Origin of the sequence: Chitinimonas prasina, assembly GCF_030160395.1 — a bacterium.
GTDB lineage: Bacteria > Pseudomonadota > Gammaproteobacteria > Burkholderiales > Chitinimonadaceae > Chitinimonas > Chitinimonas prasina.
Genome location: NZ_BSOG01000007.1, coordinates 77,948 through 97,693, shown reverse-complemented (window position 1 = coordinate 97,693; position 19,746 = coordinate 77,948). Strand labels below are relative to the sequence as shown.

General features: G+C 62.5%; 17 protein-coding genes. 8 read left to right on the top strand and 9 right to left on the bottom strand.

Annotated elements, in window-relative coordinates; translation table 11 throughout:
• Positions 1-70 precede the first annotated feature (70 nt).
• The gene (locus QQK16_RS19870) at positions 71-907 is read left to right on the top strand and encodes a PhzF family phenazine biosynthesis protein (protein ID WP_284198238.1); all 837 of its coding nucleotides are present in this window, start codon (positions 71-73) and stop codon (positions 905-907) included.
• A 4-nt stretch (positions 908-911) separates the two neighbouring features.
• Here QQK16_RS19870 and yaaA read toward each other — a convergent pair whose 3' ends face one another.
• Complete coding sequence (yaaA, locus tag QQK16_RS19865; protein ID WP_284198237.1) at positions 912-1,694, bottom strand: peroxide stress protein YaaA; 783 nt, start codon at positions 1,692-1,694, stop codon at positions 912-914.
• A 431-nt stretch (positions 1,695-2,125) separates the two neighbouring features.
• On the opposite strand from yaaA, the gene QQK16_RS19860 reads away from it, so the two are divergent.
• Entirely contained in the window at positions 2,126-2,911 is a 786-nt protein-coding gene (locus QQK16_RS19860; RefSeq protein WP_284198236.1) for a transporter substrate-binding domain-containing protein, read from the top strand.
• Between the two features lie 88 nt (positions 2,912-2,999).
• Positions 3,000-3,656, top strand: a complete 657-nt coding sequence (locus tag QQK16_RS19855; RefSeq protein WP_284198235.1) for an amino acid ABC transporter permease — start codon at positions 3,000-3,002, stop codon at positions 3,654-3,656.
• Positions 3,657-3,941: 285 nt separating this feature from the next.
• Here QQK16_RS19855 and QQK16_RS19850 read toward each other — a convergent pair whose 3' ends face one another.
• The 4 genes from QQK16_RS19850 to QQK16_RS19835 form a co-directional block, all read right to left on the bottom strand.
• On the bottom strand, positions 3,942-5,054 hold the full coding sequence (locus QQK16_RS19850; RefSeq protein ID WP_284198234.1) for an ABC transporter ATP-binding protein: 1,113 nt from the start codon (positions 5,052-5,054) through the stop codon (positions 3,942-3,944).
• Between the two features lie 70 nt (positions 5,055-5,124).
• Positions 5,125-5,997: a carbohydrate ABC transporter permease gene (locus QQK16_RS19845; RefSeq protein WP_308447087.1), complete on the bottom strand. Its 873-nt coding sequence runs from the start codon at positions 5,995-5,997 to the stop codon at positions 5,125-5,127.
• Entirely contained in the window at positions 5,990-6,901 is a 912-nt protein-coding gene (locus QQK16_RS19840; protein ID WP_284198233.1) for a carbohydrate ABC transporter permease, read from the bottom strand. Before QQK16_RS19840 ends, QQK16_RS19845 begins: the two co-directional genes overlap by 8 nt.
• A 201-nt stretch (positions 6,902-7,102) precedes the next feature.
• Entirely contained in the window at positions 7,103-8,344 is a 1,242-nt protein-coding gene (locus tag QQK16_RS19835) for an ABC transporter substrate-binding protein (RefSeq protein ID WP_284198232.1), read from the bottom strand.
• A 395-nt stretch (positions 8,345-8,739) separates the two neighbouring features.
• On the opposite strand from QQK16_RS19835, the gene QQK16_RS19830 reads away from it, so the two are divergent.
• Together QQK16_RS19830 and QQK16_RS19825 are read left to right on the top strand one after the other, a co-directional pair.
• Entirely contained in the window at positions 8,740-9,816 is a 1,077-nt protein-coding gene (locus tag QQK16_RS19830; RefSeq protein WP_284198231.1) for a hypothetical protein, read from the top strand.
• Positions 9,813-10,613: a hypothetical protein gene (locus QQK16_RS19825; RefSeq protein ID WP_284198230.1), complete on the top strand. Its 801-nt coding sequence runs from the start codon at positions 9,813-9,815 to the stop codon at positions 10,611-10,613. The genes QQK16_RS19830 and QQK16_RS19825 overlap by 4 nt, the downstream gene beginning before the upstream one ends.
• A gap of 42 nt (positions 10,614-10,655) precedes the next feature.
• On the opposite strand, the gene QQK16_RS19820 is transcribed toward QQK16_RS19825, so the two are convergent.
• Genes QQK16_RS19820 through QQK16_RS19810 form a run of 3 tightly spaced genes read right to left on the bottom strand, consistent with a single transcriptional unit; the run spans position 10,656 to position 13,273 of the window.
• On the bottom strand, positions 10,656-12,059 hold the full coding sequence (locus QQK16_RS19820; RefSeq protein ID WP_284198229.1) for a sensor histidine kinase: 1,404 nt from the start codon (positions 12,057-12,059) through the stop codon (positions 10,656-10,658).
• A gap of 13 nt (positions 12,060-12,072) precedes the next feature.
• Entirely contained in the window at positions 12,073-12,744 is a 672-nt protein-coding gene (locus QQK16_RS19815) for a response regulator transcription factor (RefSeq protein ID WP_284198228.1), read from the bottom strand.
• Positions 12,745-12,772: 28 nt separating this feature from the next.
• Complete coding sequence (locus QQK16_RS19810; RefSeq protein ID WP_284198227.1) at positions 12,773-13,273, bottom strand: GNAT family N-acetyltransferase; 501 nt, start codon at positions 13,271-13,273, stop codon at positions 12,773-12,775.
• 273 nt (positions 13,274-13,546) lie between these two features.
• Between QQK16_RS19810 and QQK16_RS19805 the strand changes: the two genes are divergently transcribed.
• Entirely contained in the window at positions 13,547-16,240 is a 2,694-nt protein-coding gene (locus tag QQK16_RS19805) for a DUF2339 domain-containing protein (RefSeq protein WP_284198226.1), read from the top strand.
• Between the two features lie 80 nt (positions 16,241-16,320).
• On the opposite strand, the gene QQK16_RS19800 is transcribed toward QQK16_RS19805, so the two are convergent.
• Entirely contained in the window at positions 16,321-16,767 is a 447-nt protein-coding gene (locus QQK16_RS19800) for a hypothetical protein (RefSeq protein ID WP_284198225.1), read from the bottom strand.
• A 259-nt stretch (positions 16,768-17,026) separates the two neighbouring features.
• Here QQK16_RS19800 and QQK16_RS19795 point away from each other — a divergent pair, with 259 nt between their 5' ends.
• Both QQK16_RS19795 and QQK16_RS19790 read left to right on the top strand, forming a co-directional pair.
• Entirely contained in the window at positions 17,027-17,791 is a 765-nt protein-coding gene (locus QQK16_RS19795) for a substrate-binding periplasmic protein (protein WP_284198224.1), read from the top strand.
• Between the two features lie 92 nt (positions 17,792-17,883).
• Entirely contained in the window at positions 17,884-19,659 is a 1,776-nt protein-coding gene (locus QQK16_RS19790) for a vWA domain-containing protein (protein WP_284198223.1), read from the top strand.
• Positions 19,660-19,746: the final 87 nt, after the last annotated feature.

Here is a 19,746-nt window from a genome sequence, read left to right as displayed (position 1 = left end):
ATACGGCCAAGCGTGCTCTCGCCTGTGAAGAACTATTTTGTCCACTGGACACCTTGCCAAGGAGTGTTTGATGCCTGCAATACGCTATCGCCTGCTGAATGTGTTTGCCGAGACCCCATTCGGCGGCAATCCCCTGGCGGTGATCGAGGATGGCAGCAGCCTGTCCGATGCTGAAATGCAACTGGTCGCCCGCCAGTTCAACCTGTCAGAAACCACTTTTATTCTGCCCTCCACCCAGGCCACCGCCCGGGTGCGTATCTTTACCCCTGGGTATGAGATGCCCTTCGCCGGCCATCCTACCCTGGGTAGCGCCCAAGTGGTCAGAGCCTTGCAGGGTACCGGCGACGCCATCACGCTGGAGATGAAGGCCGGCGTCATTCCGGTTCTGGCAGACGGTGATCGCTGGACCTTGCAAGCCATGCCGCCAGTCAACCGCCCGCTGGAGGCAAGTCCCACACAGCTGGCCGCCATGCTGGGCCTGCCGGCAACATCCATCGCCGGTCCTGGCCTGTGGGTGAGCTGTGGCAACGAGCAGCCCATGTTGCAGCTCAACTCGGTAGCAGCAGTTCATGCCTGCCGGCCCGACAGCGAATTGGTACGCCGCTACTGTACCAATGCCGACGGCAAAGCCAAGGTCTATGTGTTTGCCCGTACCGACGAGGGTTTCGAATCACGCTTTTTCTGGACGCCCGATACCGGCATCAGCGAAGACCCCGGCACCGGCTCTGCCGCCGCCAACCTGGGCGGCTGGTGGCTGGCTACCCAGGGTGGTGCAGCGCTGAACGCCACCATACGCCAGGGCACTGCCATGGGCCGCCCCAATGTGCTGCGCCTGCAGATAACCGACCAGCGTATCTACGTGGGAGGACGGGTGGTGGAGCTAGGGCGTGGCGAGCTGAACTGGTAGCGCGTCAACGCGCAGGCGGCGCATCGCGACGGAATACCAGCCGGTCTTCCTGGCTGAGTGCCGCCTCGTAGCGATAACCTTCCACATCAAAATCACGCAGCCCGTCCACGGTGCTGATGCGGCGCGTCAGCGCGTAACGCGCCATCAGGCCGCGGGCCCGCTTGGCGTAGAAACTGATGATCTTGTACTGCTCGCCCTTGCGATCCTCGAACACGCACTCCACCAGCCTGGCCTTCAGGTGGCGGGGCCGGACAGACTTGAAGTACTCGTCGCTGGCCAGATTGACCAGCACGGCTGGCTTGTCGTGCGCCAGCTCCTTGTTCAAGGCCTCGGTAATGCGGTCGCCCCAGAAGGCGTACAGATTGCTGCCCGCCGGATTGGCCAGCCGCGTCCCCATCTCCAGCCGGTAGGCCTGCATGCGATCCAGCGGTCGCAAGACCCCGTACAAGCCTGACAAGATACGCAGATGCTGCTGGGCGTAATCGAGGTCAGCTGCATCCAGGCTGGCCGCATCCAGGCCCTCGTAGACGTCACCCATGAACGCCAGTACCGCCTGCTTGCTGTTGTGGGCGGTATAGCGTGGCCGCCAGGCCTGGTAGCGTGAAACATTGAGCGCAGCCAACGGCTCGGAGATGTCCATCAGGCTGCCGATCTCAGCCGGCGTCTTCTGGCGCAGCAAGGCAATCAGCTCGGCCGACTGTTCGGTGAAAGCAGGCGTGGTGAACTTGGCTATATGGGCAGGGGTATCGTAATCGAGGGTCTTGGCAGGCGAGATGACAAACAGCATTGGCAGGCAGCAATCGGGGCGAAAACCGCATTTTACCTGCGGCCGGCCAGCCGTGCGGCGCGTATCCCCAAGTACCCCCGGTTCCTGGGTTGGCCCTGGGTCACCTGCCCCTCCCGACCCCAGGAGTGATGGGGCCGGGAGGAGATGCCGCGCTCCCCAACGCGGTAGGTGATCTTGCGCTCGTAAATTGGCCTAATCTTGCTGACAGTACCCGGGCCGCTAGCGTCGCGTTCTGGCTAGGTGCCGATGCAGCACCTGGGATGTAGCATCGGTCAGACTTGATATTCACAAAACGAATTAAAAATTCATTTAATATAACTTTTTATATAGTTTAAGATAGTCCTTATGCTTGGCCAATACAGTCAGGCACCGCATACCGCATGCCCACAATTCCTTGATCTATCAATGCCACCCCCTAGAGAGGACAGCATATGAACAAGCGCACTTTCCTTACCACCCTGCTGGCTGTCGCCCTGGCCGCTACCGCCGGCGCTGCCGATCTGCTTGATACCGTGAAGCAGCGCGGCACGCTGAAAATCGCCCTGGAAGGCACTTACCCTCCCTTCAACTTCAAGAACGGCAAAGGTGAGCTGGATGGCTTCGATGTGGAGATCGGCCGTGCACTGGCGCAAAAACTGGGGCTTAAGCCCGAGTTCATCACCAGCGAATGGAGTGGCATCCTGGCCGGCCTGCAGGCAGGTAAATACGATGTGATCGTCAACCAGGTATCCGCCACCGACAAGCGGCGGGAGATTTTCGACTTCACCCAGCCCTACACCCTCTCCAGCGCCCAGCTGATCGTGCGCAAGGACGAAAAGCGCCAGTTCAAGAGCTTGGCTGACCTGAAAGGGAAGAAACTGGGCGTAGGCCAAGGCAGCAACTATGCCGACCTGGCCAAGGGCGTCGAGGGTGTCGAGGTCAAGACCTACCCCAGCGCCGCCGAATACCTGCAGGACTTGGCACTGGGCCGGGTGGATGCCGCCTTGAACGACAGCCTGCTGGTACCCTATCTGGTCAAGCAGGCCAAGCTACCGCTCAAGGGTGGCGCGGGCGTCGGCTCGGTTGAAGGCAGTGCTATCCCCTATCTCAAGGGCAACCCACGGTTTGGCGCGGCGCTCGACAAGGCCCTGGCCGACATCAAGGCAGATGGCACCTTCCGCAAGATATCGATCAAGTACTTTGAGCGCGATGTCAGCCGGCCACTAGGTGCCAGTTGATACTATGCTGTAGCAGCGCTGGCACGGCATGGCGGCCGCAACCAACTGGTTGGCGGCCGCCTGCCATTGAATGGAACCCCCTACCACGATGACTGAGCTTTACACCCTGCTGCTGGACGCCGCACCCATCCTGTTCAAGGCCACCGGCTGGACCCTGGTCTTTGCCCTGTCAGCCATGGTGGGCGGCCTGCTGCTGGCCAGCATCGTCGCCACCCTGCGCCTGCTGGGGCCACGCTGGCTGCAATACCTGCTTGATACCTATGTCAGCGCCTTCAGGGGCACGCCGCTGCTGGTGCAGGTATTCGTCATCTACTACGGCCTTCCCAGCGTCGGCCTGCAGTTCGAGCCGCTCACCGCCGGCGTACTGGCGCTCAGCCTGAATGCCGGCGCCTACCTGGCTGAAAGCCTGCGCGGCGCTATCAATGGCGTGCCGCAGGGCCAGTGGCTGGCCGCCAGCAGCCTGGGGTTCGGCCGGGCCCAAAGCCTGCGCTACATCATCGCCCCCCAAGCCCTGCGCCTGGCCCTGCCCAGCATGGGCAACACCCTGATCAGCCTGATCAAGGACACCTCGCTGGTATCTGTCATCGCCGTCACCGAGTTGATGCTGGCCACCAAGGAGCTGATCTCCACCACCTTCCAGCCCCTGCCGCTCTACCTGGCCGCCGCCGCCATCTATTGGGCTCTGAGCGCCCTGCTGGAGCGGTTGCAACGCAAGCTGGAGCAAAGACTGGCACGTGCCTATTAGGCAAAGTGGCATTACTCAAATACTTGGTTACAACCCGAAGCGGGGCTTATAGCCATACGGTACACCCTGGAGCACAACGCCTCACACCCTGCTTCGACTTCGTCGCGTTGGTGCTGATTCGCGTCAGGTCTGCCCCCAGCAGCAAGCACGCCAGACATTGTGGGGTCAGGCTCCTCGCCCAGCACCGCATAGCCTGCACCAGACGCCGCAGGACTCCCACCAAAAAAACGGGCGCACCTTGCGATGCGCCCCCGAAGTGAGACCCTAAGTAAAACACGGTAGTGATCAGGCCAGGCGTTTCTCGCTGGCCGGATCGAACAAAAGCGCCTTGGTGGGGTCCAGTGTCAGTTCCACCTGCTGGCCGGGCGCGCCCGCTGCGCGGGGATGGCAGCGCGCCACGGTCTTGATGCCATTGAAGGTGACAGTCACCAGTGTATCGGGCCCGGTCGGTTCGGTGATGGCTACGGTGGCCTGCAGGGTCTGCAGATTGCCGCGCTCGCTGTGGGCGCTTTCGGGGTCGGTCAGTTGTTCCGGCCGTATGCCCAAAACCACCTGCTTGCCCACAAAGTCCCGCTGGCTGTCGCTAATGGGGCTAAGCCTGACCTTCTGCACGGCACGGCCATTGTCCAGCTCCACCACAGCATGGCCATCCTCCTCGTGCAGTTGCACCGGGATGAAGTTCATCGATGGCGAACCAATAAAGCCTGCCACATAGAGATCAGCCGGGGCATCGTAGATTTGCTGGGGTGAGCCGAACTGGCGCACTTCGCCATCCTTCATCACGGCAATGCGGTCGCCCAGGGTCATCGCTTCGATCTGGTCGTGAGTCACATACACGATGGTCGTGCCCAGGCGCTGGTGCAGCAGCTTGATCTCGGAGCGCATCTCCACCCGCAGCTTGGCATCGAGGTTGGAGAGCGGCTCATCGAACAGGAACAGGGTGGGGTTGCGGGCCAGCGCCCGGCCCATGGCCACACGCTGGCGCTGGCCACCCGACAACTGCATCGGCTTGCGGTCCAGCAGGTGCTCTATCTGCAGGGTCTTGGCCACCCTGGCGATGATTTCCTCCTGCTCGGGCTTGGGCACCTTGCGGATATCCAGGCCAAAGGCGATGTTCTTGCGCACCGTCATATTGGGATACAGCGCATAGCTCTGAAACACCATGGCGATGTCGCGATCCTTGGGTGACAGCTTATTGACCACCCGGTCACCGATGGCGATTTCGCCGGAGGTAATGTCGTCGAGGCCGGCGATCATATTGAGCAGGGTGGATTTACCACAGCCCGAGGGGCCGACCAGGATCAGGAACTGGCCCTTCTCTATCTCCAGGTCTATGCCCTTGAGTATGTGGGTGTTGCCAAAGCTCTTCTTGACGTTGCGTATGCTGAGTGCGCCCATGTCGATTCTCCGCAAGGTGGGGCAAGTAAGGCGCCTGGGCAGGGTGCCGGCACCGCCTGCCTGTCCTCGGTTAGCCCTTTACCGCGCCGGCAGTCAGCCCGCGCACAAAATATTTGCCGCCCACCATGTACACCAGCAGGGTAGGCAAGGCCGCGATGATGGCGGCGGCCATGTCCACGTTATATTGCTTCACACCGGTACTGGTGTTCACCAGGTTGTTGAGCGCCACCGTCATGGGCTGGCCCTCGCCCGAGCTGAACACCACGCCGAACAGGTAGTCGTTCCAGATCTGCGTGGTCTGCCAGATCAGGCACACCATGATGGTGGGCACCGAGATAGGCAGCAGTATCTTGAAGAAGATGCGGAAGAAACCCGCGCCGTCTATGCGCGCTGCCTTGACCAGTTCGCCCGGCACTGTCACGTAGTAGTTACGGAAGAACAGCGTAGTGAACTGCAGGCCGTAGATCACATGCACCAGCACCAGCCGACCGGTACTGTTCTCCAGCTCCAGCCAGCCCAGCACCTGGGCCATGGGCAGTATCACCACCTGGTAGGGCAGGAAAGTGCCAATCAGCAAGGCCATGAAGAACATGTCCGAGCCCTTGAATCGCCACATCGACAGGATGTAGCCATTGAAGGCCCCCACCAGGGTGGAGATAAGCACCGCCGGTATCATCATCTTGAGGCTGTTGGCGAAATAGCTCTTCATGCCGCCACACTCCACCCCGGTACAGGCTGTCGACCAGGCTGCGCTCCAGGCATCCAGGCTGAAGGTGCCAGGCAGCGACAGCAGGTTGCCAGCGCGGATTTCATCGAGAGTCTTGAAGCTGGTGCTCAGCATCACGTACAGCGGCGCCAGATACCACAAGGCCATCAGCACCAGCACGGCATAGATGCCGAAGCGTATGAGCTTTGCCTGCAGGGATTGTTGGTAATCAGCCACGACGCTCCCTCCTCAGTTCGGAATACAGCAGTGGCATGACCACAGCGCAGGCGGTGAACAGCATCATCATGGCGCTGGCGGCGCCCAGGCCAAGCTGGCCCCGGGTAAAGCCATGCTGGTACATGAAGATGGACGGCAGATCGGTGGCGAAGCCGGGGCCGCCGCCGGTCAAGGCCATCACCAGGTCAAAGCTCTTGACCGCGATGTGCGCCAGTATCATGAAAGCACTCAAGAACACCGGCCGCAGGCTGGGGATGATGATGCGGGTGTAAATGGTCGGCAGGGAGGCGCCATCCATCTGCGCCGCCTTGATGATGCTGTCGTCCACCCCGCGCAGGCCCGCCAGGAACAAGGCCATCACAAAACCCGAGGACTGCCACACACCGGCAATGACCACGGTGTAGATGGCGAAATCGGGGTTGATGATCCAATCGAAGGTGACGCCGGTAAAACCCCAGTCGTGCGCCAACTTTTCCAGGCCCAGGCCGGGGTTCAATATCCATTTCCAGGCGGTGCCGGTCACGATGAAGCTCAGCGCCATGGGGTAGAGATAGAGCGTACGGATGGCGCCCTCAAAGCGGATCTTCTGATCCAGCAGCACAGCCATCAAGAGGCCCAGGGTCAAGCTGACCAGAATGAACAAGCCACCGAAGACGCCCAGGTTCTGCATGGCGCCCCACCAGCGATCATTGCCGAACAGCTCGACATACTGGACTAAGCCTGCCCATTCATAGCGTGGCAGCATGCGGGATTCGGTGAACGACAACCAGGCCGTCCAGCCTATGAATACATAAAAGCCGACCAGGCAGGCCAGCACCGTGGGCGCCAGCACCAGCTTGGGCAGGATCACATCGGCGAGCCGGCTTAAAGAAAAACCGGGTGCGCCTTGACGGGAAGCAGTCATGGCGTCTCCTTGTGCAGGTTGGAAAGACAGCGGGTAGGGGACTCCGGCAGCCATACAGGCCTGCCGGAGCGTTCACTCCTCGCTGGCGCGAGTTATTTACTGCTTGTTGTACTTATCAGGCACAGGCCTGGCCGCAGGGCAAAGCGGGACGCTTGCCCACGGCAACCCGTCACGACACCAGCGCTGCTGGCGACGCGGCGCTTAGCGCTTCTTGGCGGCAGCCAGCAACTTGGCAACGGCATCCTTGCTGCTCATGTTCGAGTTCATGAAACTCGACACCACATCCTGGATAGCACCTTGTGCGGCAGATGGCTGGGCCATTTGATGGGCAAAGGAAGGCACCAGGCCGCCCGACTTGTTGGAAGCCACGAAATCGGCCGCCGACTTCTTGGCGCAGTCGTCAAACTTGCTCATGTCGTGCCCCAGGCGCACCGGGACAGAGCCCTTGTTCTGGTTGAACACTTCCTGGAAAGGCGTGGACAGCACGGTGGAGGCAAAATCGGAAGTCGCCTTGAGATCCTTGTTCTTCTGCGCAAAGACGATAAAGGAGTCGATATTGAAGGTGAAGGCATTGGCCGTACCCGGTGCCGCCAGGCAAAGATAATCGGTACCGGGCTTCTTGCCAGCGGCGGCAAACTCACCCTTGGCCCAGTCACCCATGAACTGCATGGCCGCCTTGCCGTTGATCACCATGGACGTCGCCAGATTCCAGTCGCGGCCCGGCATGTCCTTGTCCATGTACTTGCGCACCATGCGCAGGGTATCGAAGGCCTTGATGGTGGTGGCGCTGTTGATGGCCGCCGGGTCCAGCTTCACGAAAGCCTTGTTGTAGTAGTCGGCACCACCCACCCCCAGGGCGATGGATTCGAATACCGTGTTGTCCTGCCAGGGCTGGCCTCCATGGGCCACCGGAATAAAGCCAGCCTTTTGCAGCTTCTCGGCCACGGCGGGGAACTCATCCCAGGTCTTGGGCGGCTGCACGCCGGCCTTCTTGAATACTTCAGGATTGGCCCACATCCAGTTGACGCGGTGTACGTTCACCGGCACGGCCACGTAATGGCCCTTGTACTTCATCACATTGGCCACCACGGGCGGCAGCAGGGTGTCCCACTTCTCCGTCGCCGATACACCGTCCAGATTGGCCAGCACGCCTTCGGCAGCCCATTCCTGGATGGCAGGCCCCTTCACCTGGGCAGCCACGGGCGGATTGCCCGATACCACGCGGGTCTTCAGTACGGTCATGGCATTGTCGCCACCACCGCCGGCCACGGCGAAGTCCTTCCAGGTATGGCCCTTGGCCTCTATCATTTTCTTCAGTTCAGCGGCGGACTTGGCCTCGCCACCGGAAGTCCACCAGTGCAGCACTTCAACAGTACCGGCAGAGGCTGGGAGGGAAAGCACACAGGCGGCGGCCAATGCCAGGGTCAGGCGACGGGGTTGCATCTGTCTCACTCCTTATTTGAATTAGGTCGGCTGCGTCATGCACACGACTGGAGCGAAATATAACTACGCATGTAAGCTTTGTGAAGGATTTTTGTAAGTTTTCAGTAAGTTTCAATATTGCATTGCACCATAAAAGCGCAGAGCTCCAGCCTGTGCTCCATTTCAAGGCGATCGCAGCACAGCATCGGGGCAAGGCCCACTGTGGTGTGGGATACACTTAGTCATAGCCAACTGGGCAACATCTTGTTTTGTTACACAGTCGGTCGCCACCCCGGCCTGCTAGCAACCCACCACCGCAACCCGGCACCGCGCACTGGTATTGGTACCAAGCAGCCAGCTGCGTCTCAGTGGTAAAATTTATGACATATAACTGAGCTGATATCCTTACCCATTCGATGCCCTTCATCACCAAGCCCCGCACCCACGCAGAATCCGTCGTATTCAAGCAGGCACATGCCCTGCGTCCGCAAGCCGTCATCGAACCCGGCATGGCCTACGGCAGCGCTTCGCGCTCCTGCAGCCGCTACCAGTTCGATGAGTACGCCATGCCCTATGATGGCGACTTCGCCCTAGACAAGCCCGTACTGGCTGCGCTGCTGCCCACCCTGGTGCAGACTGATCCAGAAACGGCGGTGCTGCTTGTCGCCAGCACCCAGACCCTGCCCGACAAGCCGATGACACCGGAGCAGGCCAATGCCAGCTTCAACGCCTGGTATGGTCCGCTGAAGGATTCCTTGATCGGGCCGGGCAATATCGCTGGCAACATCCATGGCGTGGTTGAAAGCAGCCTGAGGGCCTACTGGGCCCGCCATGCCGCCCAAGGTTTTGCCCGCCTGCGGGCCGGCGGTGCACAGTCGATACGGCTCAGCCCCAACATCACCATCTACGCCCACCGCATCGGCGCCAACGGCCAGTTGCGGCGCGGCGCCCAGATACGGGTCAAAGTCAGCAATCTGCCGGTGCAGGTGCTGCACCAGATCCCCACGGCAGCCTTTGGCGGCCGCGCCACCCAGTCGTTTGCCAGCATGCGCAGCAGCGCCCATGACATGCGCCGCCTGCAGGCCCTGGCCGATGGCGTAGCGGACTCCCGCGCACAGTCGAGCATGCTGCTGCGCGCCGCCGGCAGCAAGGTTGGCGGCGGCATCCTGGCCTTTGGCCCCACGGCCGCCTTCGATTTTTACGACAGCACCAGCCGCACAGCCGATGGCCTGGCAGTGGACTGGCGCGGCTTCGCCGTGCGCTCGGCCAAGAGCCAGAGCGGCAATGTGTTGGGTGTTGCCGCCGGTACCGGCACCGCCGTGGCCGTGGGCATGATGGCGGCACGTGGCCTGCTGCTGCTCACGCCGTTTGGCTGGCCTGTGTTTGCCCTGAGCCTGGTTGCCGGGGTCGCTGTGCAGGCCGCCTGGAGCCGCTACGGCGGCGACGAAGCCGCCGGTAACGCCGCCGCCTCGGCGCTCGGCGTCAAGCGATGACCCACCCGCCGGCATCCCTGCCGCTGCTGCTGGGCAAAGCCTGGCATGGCTGGCTGCTGGCCGTGCCGGCCAGCCTGGCCGTATGGGCCCAGGCCGACTGGCGCTGGGCCTTGGCGGCCTTTGTGGTCCTGGGATTCTACTTTCTGCTGGATGGGCTGGCGGTCTGCTATCTGTCGCTGTTTGGCAGCCGGGCAGCCATCATCAGCAGTCTGCACGCCTTGCTGTTCATGCTGCCCCTCTCCTTCTGTCTGGCAACGCTGGCCTTGGGCCAGGCACAGGCCGGCCTGATCTGGCTGACCCTGCTGGCGGCCTACTTGATCGTGCTGGGCTGCATGGTCGTGCTGGAGTGGCGCAAGGCGCCCTGGCCCAGCCCCGACGCCAAGACCCTGGCCTGGCCCGGTACCCAGATCAAGCTGGACAGCCGCCAGTTGCAGGCCAGCACCACAGCGGCGCAACGTAGCAAGGCCAGTTGGCTGATCGCCCCAGCCGCCTCAGTTCCGCTTTACCACCTGCTGCGCCCCTGGCTGGAGCAAGGCAGCGGCTTGCATTGGCTGGCCCTCTTGGGCAATTTGCTATTGCTATGGATGGCGGCCACCCTGGGCCGCCCCCTGGCCCAAGGCTGCAAGCTGCGACTGCTGGAGCTGCGCAACCTTGCCAACAGCCCGCCGTTTACCAGCAATAGGCTGGCCGAGCTGGAACAGCTACGCCAACAAACCGCGCCGGGCCGCTGGCTGCGGGCACGCTTCCCGCTACCCACTGGTGTCTCTGCCCAAGCCAAGCCGGGCAAACGCACCTAGCCCGTCCTCACTACCCATCAATGGCCTGAGTCCAAACAGGCTCTAAGTAAGCCTGAACCGAACCACCACACGCAGGCCATGGGGTGGGTTGTCCTGTAGCAGCACCTGGGCATGATGGCGGCGGGCAATTTCCTGCACGATGGCCAGGCCCAGGCCGCAGCCCTTGCCCTGCCCTTCCATGGCACCACGATAGAAACGTTCGAACACCCGGCCACGCTCAGCTTCGGCAATCCCTGGCCCGTTGTCGTAAACCGCCAGAACGGCATGGGCACCTTCGTCCACCACCCTGACACCGATTTCACTGCCTGCCGGGCAATACTGGATGGCGTTGTCGATCAGGTTGCCCAGCAGTTCCCGCAGCAGACCGTCGTGACCACTGATCAGCAGCTTGGCCGGCGCATCATCCAGCCCCAGGTCTATCTGCCGTGCCAGTGCCCGGGGTACGGCCTCCATGGTGACCTCACGGGCCAGCCGAACCAGATCCAGCGGCGCCAACGGTAACGCTGCATCGGGTTCGGCCCGAGCCAGTGCCAGCAACTGGTTGACCAACCGGATGGCGCGGGCCACGCTGGTCTCGATCTGCGCCAGACGCTGCAATAGGGCAGCACGGTCAGGCTCGGTCTGGTTCAACTCGCCGCGCACCAGCTCGGACTGGGACTTCAAGCCCGCCAGGGGCGTGCGCAGCTGATGGGCGGCGTCGGCGATAAACCGCCGCTGCGCCGCCACCTGGCCATGCACCTCTTCCAGCAAGCTGTTGATGGCCCGTGCCAGCGCCCGCACCTCGGCCGGGGCGTTTTCCACCTCCAGCGCACTCAGCTCACGCGGCGAATGTTTCTCCACCAGCCGGCGTAAATGCCGCAAGGGGGACAGACCACGGCTGATACCGGCCCACACCAGCACGCTGGTCAACACCAGCAGCAAAGCCAATGGCAGTGCGGTATCAATCAGGATATCCCGCTGCAGCTGGGTACGCAGCGCCGTGCTTTTGGCCACCTGCACCAGCATGGTCTGGGGCCGCTCCTCGGTACCTATGCGCAGGTACAAGGCGGCTACCCGCACCACACGGCCACGCAGGACGCCGTCGTAAAAATAAGGCTTGCCCACCTCACGCGCTAACTCACGCGGGGTGGGTGGGATATCCTTCTCACCAAGGATGAATTCACCGGGAGGTGTGCTGACCATGTAATACAAACGGTCGCTGGGGTCTTCTTCCAGTATCTCGCGGGCAGCGCGGGGAAAATCGATATACAGCCCCTCGCCCAGCGGTTTCACCTGACGTGCCAAGGCGCGGCTGGATTGCACCAGGCTGCGGTCTATCACCTCATCGGCATAGCGCAGCGCCACCGAGTACGACACAAATGCCGCCGCCAGCCACAGCAACAACTGCGGCGCCAGCAGCCAGATCAGCAGTTGCCGGTGCAGCGATAGCTTGCGTGGTTTGCTCATGGCACCGGGCCTCCTACAGCGGCCGGGCTTCCAGCAGATAACCCAGGCCCCGTACCGCCCTCACCCCGACACCGGCTGGCTCTATCTTCTTACGCAGGCGGTGCACATACACCTCGATGGCATTGGCGCCCAGTTCGTCGCCGCTCAGTTCAGCGGCAATCTGTTCCTTGGTCACGACCCGGTCGGCATTGCTCAGCAGCACATCCAGCACGGCCAGCTCCCGGGCCGACAGATCCAGCGGTTGATCATCGGCCCAAGCCCGCTGCCCGGCCCGGTCCAGACGTAGCCGTCCAAACCGTGCCTCGTCGCGGGGGCTGCCCGCCGCCTTGCTACGGCGCAACAGCGCTCGCAGGCGCGCCTCCAGCTCGACAAACTCGAAGGGCTTGGCCAGGTAGTCGTCGGCACCGGCATCCAGCCCGGCCACCCGGTCTTCCAGCCCGTCCAGCGCCGTCAGTATCAGGATGGGCAGGCCAGGCTTCTGCGCGCGCACCTTGCGCAACACCGCCAAGCCACCCTGGCCAGGCAGGCCCAGATCCAGGATCACGGCATCGTAATCGGCAGCCAGCAGCCTTTGCTCGGCCACCAAGCCATTGCTGACATGCTCAGCGGCAAAACCCAGGCGTGCCAGGCTGGTCAGCAGGGCATCGGCCAATACGGCATCGTCTTCGGCTAATAGCAATTTCATAAGGGGTCGCCTGCTTGGTCCATGCGGCTCACAGTGTGCAAGCCATCAGATATTCGTCGTGCCATGTGCCATCCACCTGCATGCAGTGGGTCTCGGTGCCATACACGGTAAAACCCAGCGCTGCATACAGCGCCAGAGCCGGCGCATTGCGGGTATGCACCCCCAGGTTCAGCTGCCGCAGGCCTGCCATCCCGGCAGCCTGCTGCTTGAGTGACTGCAGCAAGGCCAGCGCCACGCCGCGACGCCGATGGCTGGCCGCCACATACATGCCCCAGACCACGGCCTTGTGCTGCAGTTTGCGCATGCGCTCTCGGCCCAAACCTACCACACCGACCAGCACATCTCCGTCGAAAGCACCCAGTATCCAGCCGTGTGGGCCGGCCTGCAGCCATTCGCTCATCTGGCCCGGTGGCAGTTCGGCTTCCTCCTCCAGGCTGGCGGCAAAGGCCGCCGGACACTCGCGCAAGCCTGCCAGGCGCAAAGCCCTAAACAGGTCCAGATCGGCAGGAACAAGCTGGCGTATCAACATGGGATGGAAAAACGCGACGGACGGTAGCGGATTCTATGCCGCCGCCCGCCCAGACGCCATGTTGCTTGCACACCACTCCCCACTCGACCAAGATAAGGCCACACTAAGAGCGGCTAACAAAACCCAGCGTAGCGGTTCTGGCTAGGCGTGCGAGCGACGACAGTACGTGGGTACGGCAAGCTCGCACAACAACGCCAGAAGGGTTTTGTTAGCGGCTCTAAGAAATGTCTGATCGCCTCTTCGCCTAGGGTGAACTGGCCTCAAGGAGCATCTATGGCATGGCTGGGTTTGTTTGTCGGGTTAGTCATCGGTGCCGTGATATGGCACGACAGCGGCTGGCTGCTGGGCGGCCTGCTGGGCTGGTTACTCGGTCGCGAGCGCGATCACAGCGCACAGATACGGGCACTGCAGGCCAGGCTGCAAGCTGAAGCGCCACCATCCCCATCGGCCGTGCCTGCGCCCCCCCCACCGGAGACCGTTGCCAGCCCGGTGCCGGAGACCCGCATCGACGCCGCTCCCGCGCTGCCCCCCCAGCCCGCAGCAACCGCAGCGGTGCAGCCTGCCGTCCAGGTAGCCGCGCCGGCGCCAGCGCCCGCCGCCTTCCCCGAGCCAGCCTATGCCGCAGCCGTAGAGACCGGCCCCACCGTGGTTGATCGTGTATTGGCCTGGATGATGGCGGGTAACCCAGCCGTCAAGATAGGCGTGCTGCTGCTGATCATAGGCGTGGCCTTCCTGCTCAAGTACGCCGCCCAATATGTACGCTTTCCGGTGGAGAGCCGCTACCTGGCCGTCATGGCCGGCTCGGCTGCCGCCATCACCTTCGGCTGGCGCCAACGCGAGCGCAAGCCGGTGTTTGCCCATGCCTTGCAGGGCGGCGGCCTGGGCATTGCCTTCCTGACCGTGTTCGCAGCGCTGCACCTGCACCAGTTGCTGCCCGCAGGCGCTGCCTTCGCACTGCTGGCGGGCCTGGCCACCTTCTCCGCCGCACTGGCAGTCACCCAGTCGGCCCAGTCACTCGCCATCATCGGGCTGGCGGGCGGCTTTCTGGCCCCCATCCTGGCCAGTACTGGCCAGGGCAGTCATATCATGCTGTTCAGCTACTACGCGGTGCTCAATCTCGGCATCGCCTGGGTAGCCCGCCTGCGGGCCTGGCGCGGACTGAACCTGTTGGGCTTCCTGTTCACCTTCGTCATCGGCGCAGGCTGGGGCACCTTGCGCTACACCCACGAGCACTTCGCCACCACGGAGCCTTTCCTGGTGGGATTCTGGCTGCTGTACGTGGCGCTGGCTGTCGCCTTTACCCGGCATAGACAGGCAGAGGCCAAGCTGGGCCAGCTGGTGCGCGATCCCGTCGATGCCACCCTGGTGTTTGGCGTGCCGCTGGTCGGCTTTGGCCTGCAAGTCATGCTGGTCAGCGATTTTGCCCATGGCAATGCATGGTCTGCCGCCGCCATGGCCCTGGTCTACGGCGCGCTCTGGCTAAGCCTGCGCCGCCGCCCCGGCATGGGGCTGCTGGCCGAATCGTTCTGCATACTGGCCACCGGCTTTGCCACCCTGACCATACCGCTGGCGCTCGACGGCCGCTGGACAGCCGCCAGCTGGGCTCTGGAAGGCGCCGGCCTTTTGTGGCTGGGACATCGCCAGCAGCGCCTGCTCAGCCAGCTGACCGGCTATCTGTTGATCTTCGCCGCAGGCCTCATCGTACTGGCACAGCTGTCTCAGATAGAGCGGGAAATACACTGGTGGAATGGCCGCCTGCTGGCAGCCAGTCTGGTAGGCATCGCTGCCTGGCTGGCCGGCGCCGTATGCTATCGAGCCAGCCCCCGCACGCCGCACCTGGTCTTGCTGTTGTGGGGCTTGCTGCTGTTGCTGGCCGGCGGCGGTGTCAGCCTGGCGCAGTTCATGCCCGACCAACACCTGATCGTAGCCTGGCTCGCCCTCTTGTCCGGCCTGGCCTTGCTGGCCACGTTGCTGTCCGGCCCGTTGGCCTGGCCGGCATTGCGCTGGCCCGGTCTGGGTTTGCTGCCCGCACTGGCCGTGGTGTTGCTATTGGCAGCCGACCGCCAGGCCACCCCGCTGCAACAGGGCGGCTGGCTGGCTTGGCCGCTGGCTTATGGGCTGGCTATGGGCTTGCTGTATTACCGTGAGAGCACCTTGCCCAGGCTGGGCAGGCAACTAGCCCACCTGATGGGAGGCTGGCTCCTGACGGCTTGGCTGGTGTGGGTGCTGGCCGATGGCAGCAGCCGCATCGGCAGTGGCTCGGGCTGGATCTGGCTGGGCGGCCTGGCTGCCCTTTGTCTGGCGCTGCTGTGCCAGACACTGGCCCCGCTGCAGGCCCGCTGGCCGTCACGCCGCTATCGGCGCGACTACCTGTGGCACCTACCCCTGCCCATCGCAGCCCTGACTGCCGGCGCCCTGCTGATCGCCCCCTGGGCCAGCAGCGGCAGCGCCAGCCCGCTGGCCTGGTGGCCCCTGCTCAATCCGCTAGACCTGGGCTGGTGGATGGCCGCCCTGGCCCTGCTGCGCTGGCTGCGCAGCCCCTACCCTGCCGCCAAGCTGGCCGAACTGCGCCCAGCCATCCAGGCGGGTCTGGCCCTGCTGCTGTTTGCCTGGCTCAACAGCCTGCTGGCCAGGGGCTTCCACCATCTGGGCGGGCTGAACTTCAGCCAGGCATCGCTATGGCCCGACCAGGGCTACCAGGCTGCGCTATCGCTGCTGTGGACCAGCGTCGCCCTGGCCGCCATGTGGTCCGCCACCCGCGTCCGCTGGCGCGCGCTATGGGTGACAGGGGCCTGCCTGGTGGGGGTAACGGTACTCAAGCTCTTCGTGGTGGATCTCGCAGGCGCAGGCAGCCTGGCCAGGGTGGTGTCCTTCCTCGGTGTGGGTCTGCTGCTGGTCGCTGTGGGCTGGTTTGCGCCTGTACCGCCGGCACAGGCTGGCGCTGAGGCACACAGGGAAACATCCTAACTTTCTGGGAAATGTTGGAGGCACGCCAGCCCCCCTTGGCGGGGCTCTATGCTGATGCCGTGACCCTCGTGAAGCGTAATCTAGCTGAGCATTGGTAGCAGCAACGCGATCACTCGATAAATGGCAAAAATCAGGTAGGCGATCACCGTCACAATGCCTAGGAGAACCGCATGCTCCCATGTCGTCTCATTTAACCAGGAAGTCTTTCTCTCAGGGGAGTGCGTGTAATTCTCATGCGATTGGGAGACGTAAAATTTTAACATTTGTATGTCTCGGACTTCTTGGGTAGATGGCATGACAAGCATCCGCTCACGCTCCTCAGCGCCCCTTTTTAGATTCTCAGTTTCAAGCGTCAGCTTGACAATTTCCAGCTGCAGTTTTTTCACTGTTCTGAGATGAATTGCGAAACAAATAACAGCAGTGATAGCTCCTCCAGCAACTCCGACAAGCTCCCAAATTGTTGGCACATCCATATCCAGCACCTGTTCCGCATCAAAAGTAGAGTTATAGCTGTCTATCTGCTTCAAGCAGATGTGATCCTACGGGCTATGCCACTTGCATCGCGAATAGGTGCCAAATTTAGTGCCCCGGTAATACGGCGCTCGACAGCGAGCTGAATCAGTTTCAGCTTTTCAGTTACTTAAGTTCCTAACAGGCTCTAAGCTGAAGGCTGGATGCGCTATGGGACACGACACATCCTGCGATCCTGCCTTACGGAAGACGGCGCCATATTGCAGGCTGTCGCCTGACCATGACTCGTACCAACTTAGAAAGTACGTTGAACTCATGCGACTGTTACGGCTGGCTACTGCAGCCTTACCTGCCGACTGGCGAACGCTGCTGGCGTCGATTGCACACCTTGCCATGGCCCTGCTGCTGTGCCTGCCCGCGCAGGCTGCCCCCTTGACCGCCTATACGGTACCGGTCTTTCCCTGGACCTTTCCCGATCAACCCGAGCGCGGCGTCTCTCCCGAGATACTGCGCTTTCTGTTTGACCGTGCAGGCGTCACGATTTCCCTGTCCACCCTGCCCTATGTCAGGGCGATCAACGGCCTGAAAAGTGGAGAGAACGTGGCCGCCGTCCTGATACCCGACGCCGAGCGAGACGAGTTTGCATCGCAGCTGTGTCAGATCGGACAGATACGCTCTGGTGTCCTTTACAAGCGCCAACGCTATAAGCAGTTGGCCCCCTCGCACCTGAGTGGCATGGTGGTAGGCGTACCCCGCGGCACGCGCGCGCTCGACAAGCTGAAATCGCTGGACGCCAACCTGTATCCATTGGAGTCGGTGGAACAAGGGCTGCGCATGCTGATGGCCGACAGACTGGATGCCACTTTCGTGTCCCGCCCCGGCTCCATCAGCGCACTGGAGCAGGCTGGGCTGAAAAGCCGCGACTACCACTGGCTGGAGATCGATGTGCAGCCCGTGGTGATCTATATCTCGCATAAATCCCCGCTGATGCAGGATCAGGCTGCAATGGCCAGACTCAAGGCTGCTTGCGAGGGACCCGGACAGGCCAGAATGGCCGCCTTGCTCAAGCGCTACCAGTAGCTTGGTGGCACGCAGCCAATAATTTGTCAGGATTTAACCCGTTTCATCGCATGGCGCCGTTCAAGCATCATTCCACCCACGCGGAGAACGCCATGACCCCCAAGCACCTGACTGCCCTGCTGGCCAGCATCTGGCTGGCCGCCTGCTCCACCCACCAGCCTGAGATCACTACCACGGCAGAAGGGAGCAAGGCAGAGAAGGCCGACAACGCCCTGCAAATAGCCGAAACCGTTGCCCCACTGCCGCCACAGCAACCCTTGCCGGCCGCAGAAGCCCCCGCAGCGCCTGCGGTGAGCCCCCTTACCAGCGCCGATAGTGTTCGGGCCACCGGCCTGGCCAAGCCGCAAGTCTCGCTATCCAAGCGCATGCCCATGGGTGGCAACAGCCTTGCCTCCCCAGCAGTACGGCAGTATGTCCCGGCTGCACCGGAGAACCGCGAGCGTTACCAGGCATTGCAACGCAATGGCATTACCCTGGCAGCGGAATCGCCGGTCTCCACCTTCAGCATTGATGTCGATACCGGCAGCTACAGCAATGTGCGGCGCCTGCTCAACGGCGGCCAACTGCCCCCACGTGACGCAGTGCGGGTGGAGGAGCTGGTCAACTACTTTCCCTACGACTACCCCCTGCCCCAAGGCAAGGCCCCGTTTGCCGTCAGCACCGAACTGGCCCCCACGCCCTGGAACCCGAACAGCCTGCTGCTGCGGGTAGGCATACAGGCGGCCGACCCCGCCAAGCAGGCACTGCCACCGGCCAACCTGGTGTTTCTGGTCGATGTTTCGGGCTCGATGAACTCGGCCGACAAGCTCCCCCTGCTGCGTGAGGCGCTGAAGCTGTTCACCCGCCAGTTGCGGCCGCAGGATCACGTCTCGCTGGTGACCTATGCCAGCGGGACCCGCGTGGTACTACCGCCCACCAGCGGTGCCCGGCGTGGCGAAATCATGGCGGCCATCGATAGCCTGGAAGCGGGCGGCTCCACCGCAGGCGCCGCCGGCATCCAGCTGGCCTACCAGATGGCCGAGCAGGGTTTTGTAAAAGGCGGCATCAATCGCATCCTGCTGGCCACCGATGGCGACTTCAATGTCGGCATCACTCGCTTTGAGACCCTGAAGAACCTGGTGGAAGAAAAACGCCGCTCCGGTGTATCGCTGTCGTCGCTGGGTTTTGGCACCGGCAACTACAACGAACAGCTGATGGAGCAGATTGCCGATGCCGGCGACGGTGCCTACAGCTACATCGACACCCTGAACGAAGCGCAGAAAGTGCTGGTCGACGAGTTCACCTCCACCCTCGCCACCGTCGCAAGCGACGTCAAGATACAGATGGAATTCAACCCGCAGAACGTGCAGGAGTATCGCCTGATCGGTTTTGAGAACCGCGCGCTCAAGCGCGAGGATTTCAACAACGACAAGGTGGATGCCGGCGAAATCGGTGCCGGCCACCGGGTGACTGCCCTGTATGAAATCACCCTGGCGGGCAAGCGCGGTGCAGTGGAGCCGCTGCGCTATGGCATCAACAAGCCGCTGCTGACCGGCAAGGATCAGGAACTGGGCTATCTGCGCCTGCGCTACAAGGCAGCGCACGGAGAGGACAGCCAGTTGCTGGCCTTCCCTGTACGGCGCGATGCGATCAGCCAGCGCCCCAGCGAAGACCTGCGCTTTGCCGCCGCCGTGGCCGCATTTGGCCAGCGCCTGGCAGAAGGCGGCAAGCATCTGGGCCGCTTTGACTTTGGCCAGATCAAGGCACTGGCCGCTGGCGCGCAGGGAGAGGATCGCTACGGCTACCGAGGGGAATTCCTGCGCTTGATCAGCCTGGCAGAAACACTGGTAGGGCAGGATGCGAAGGTGCAGCCGCAGATTGCCGAGTAAGCGCCCCTACGCTGGGTTTTGGTAGCCGCTCTAAGTTGCTGACCAGGCTGCCCGCACCCTACCCAGCCACAATGAGCGTAGGCAAAG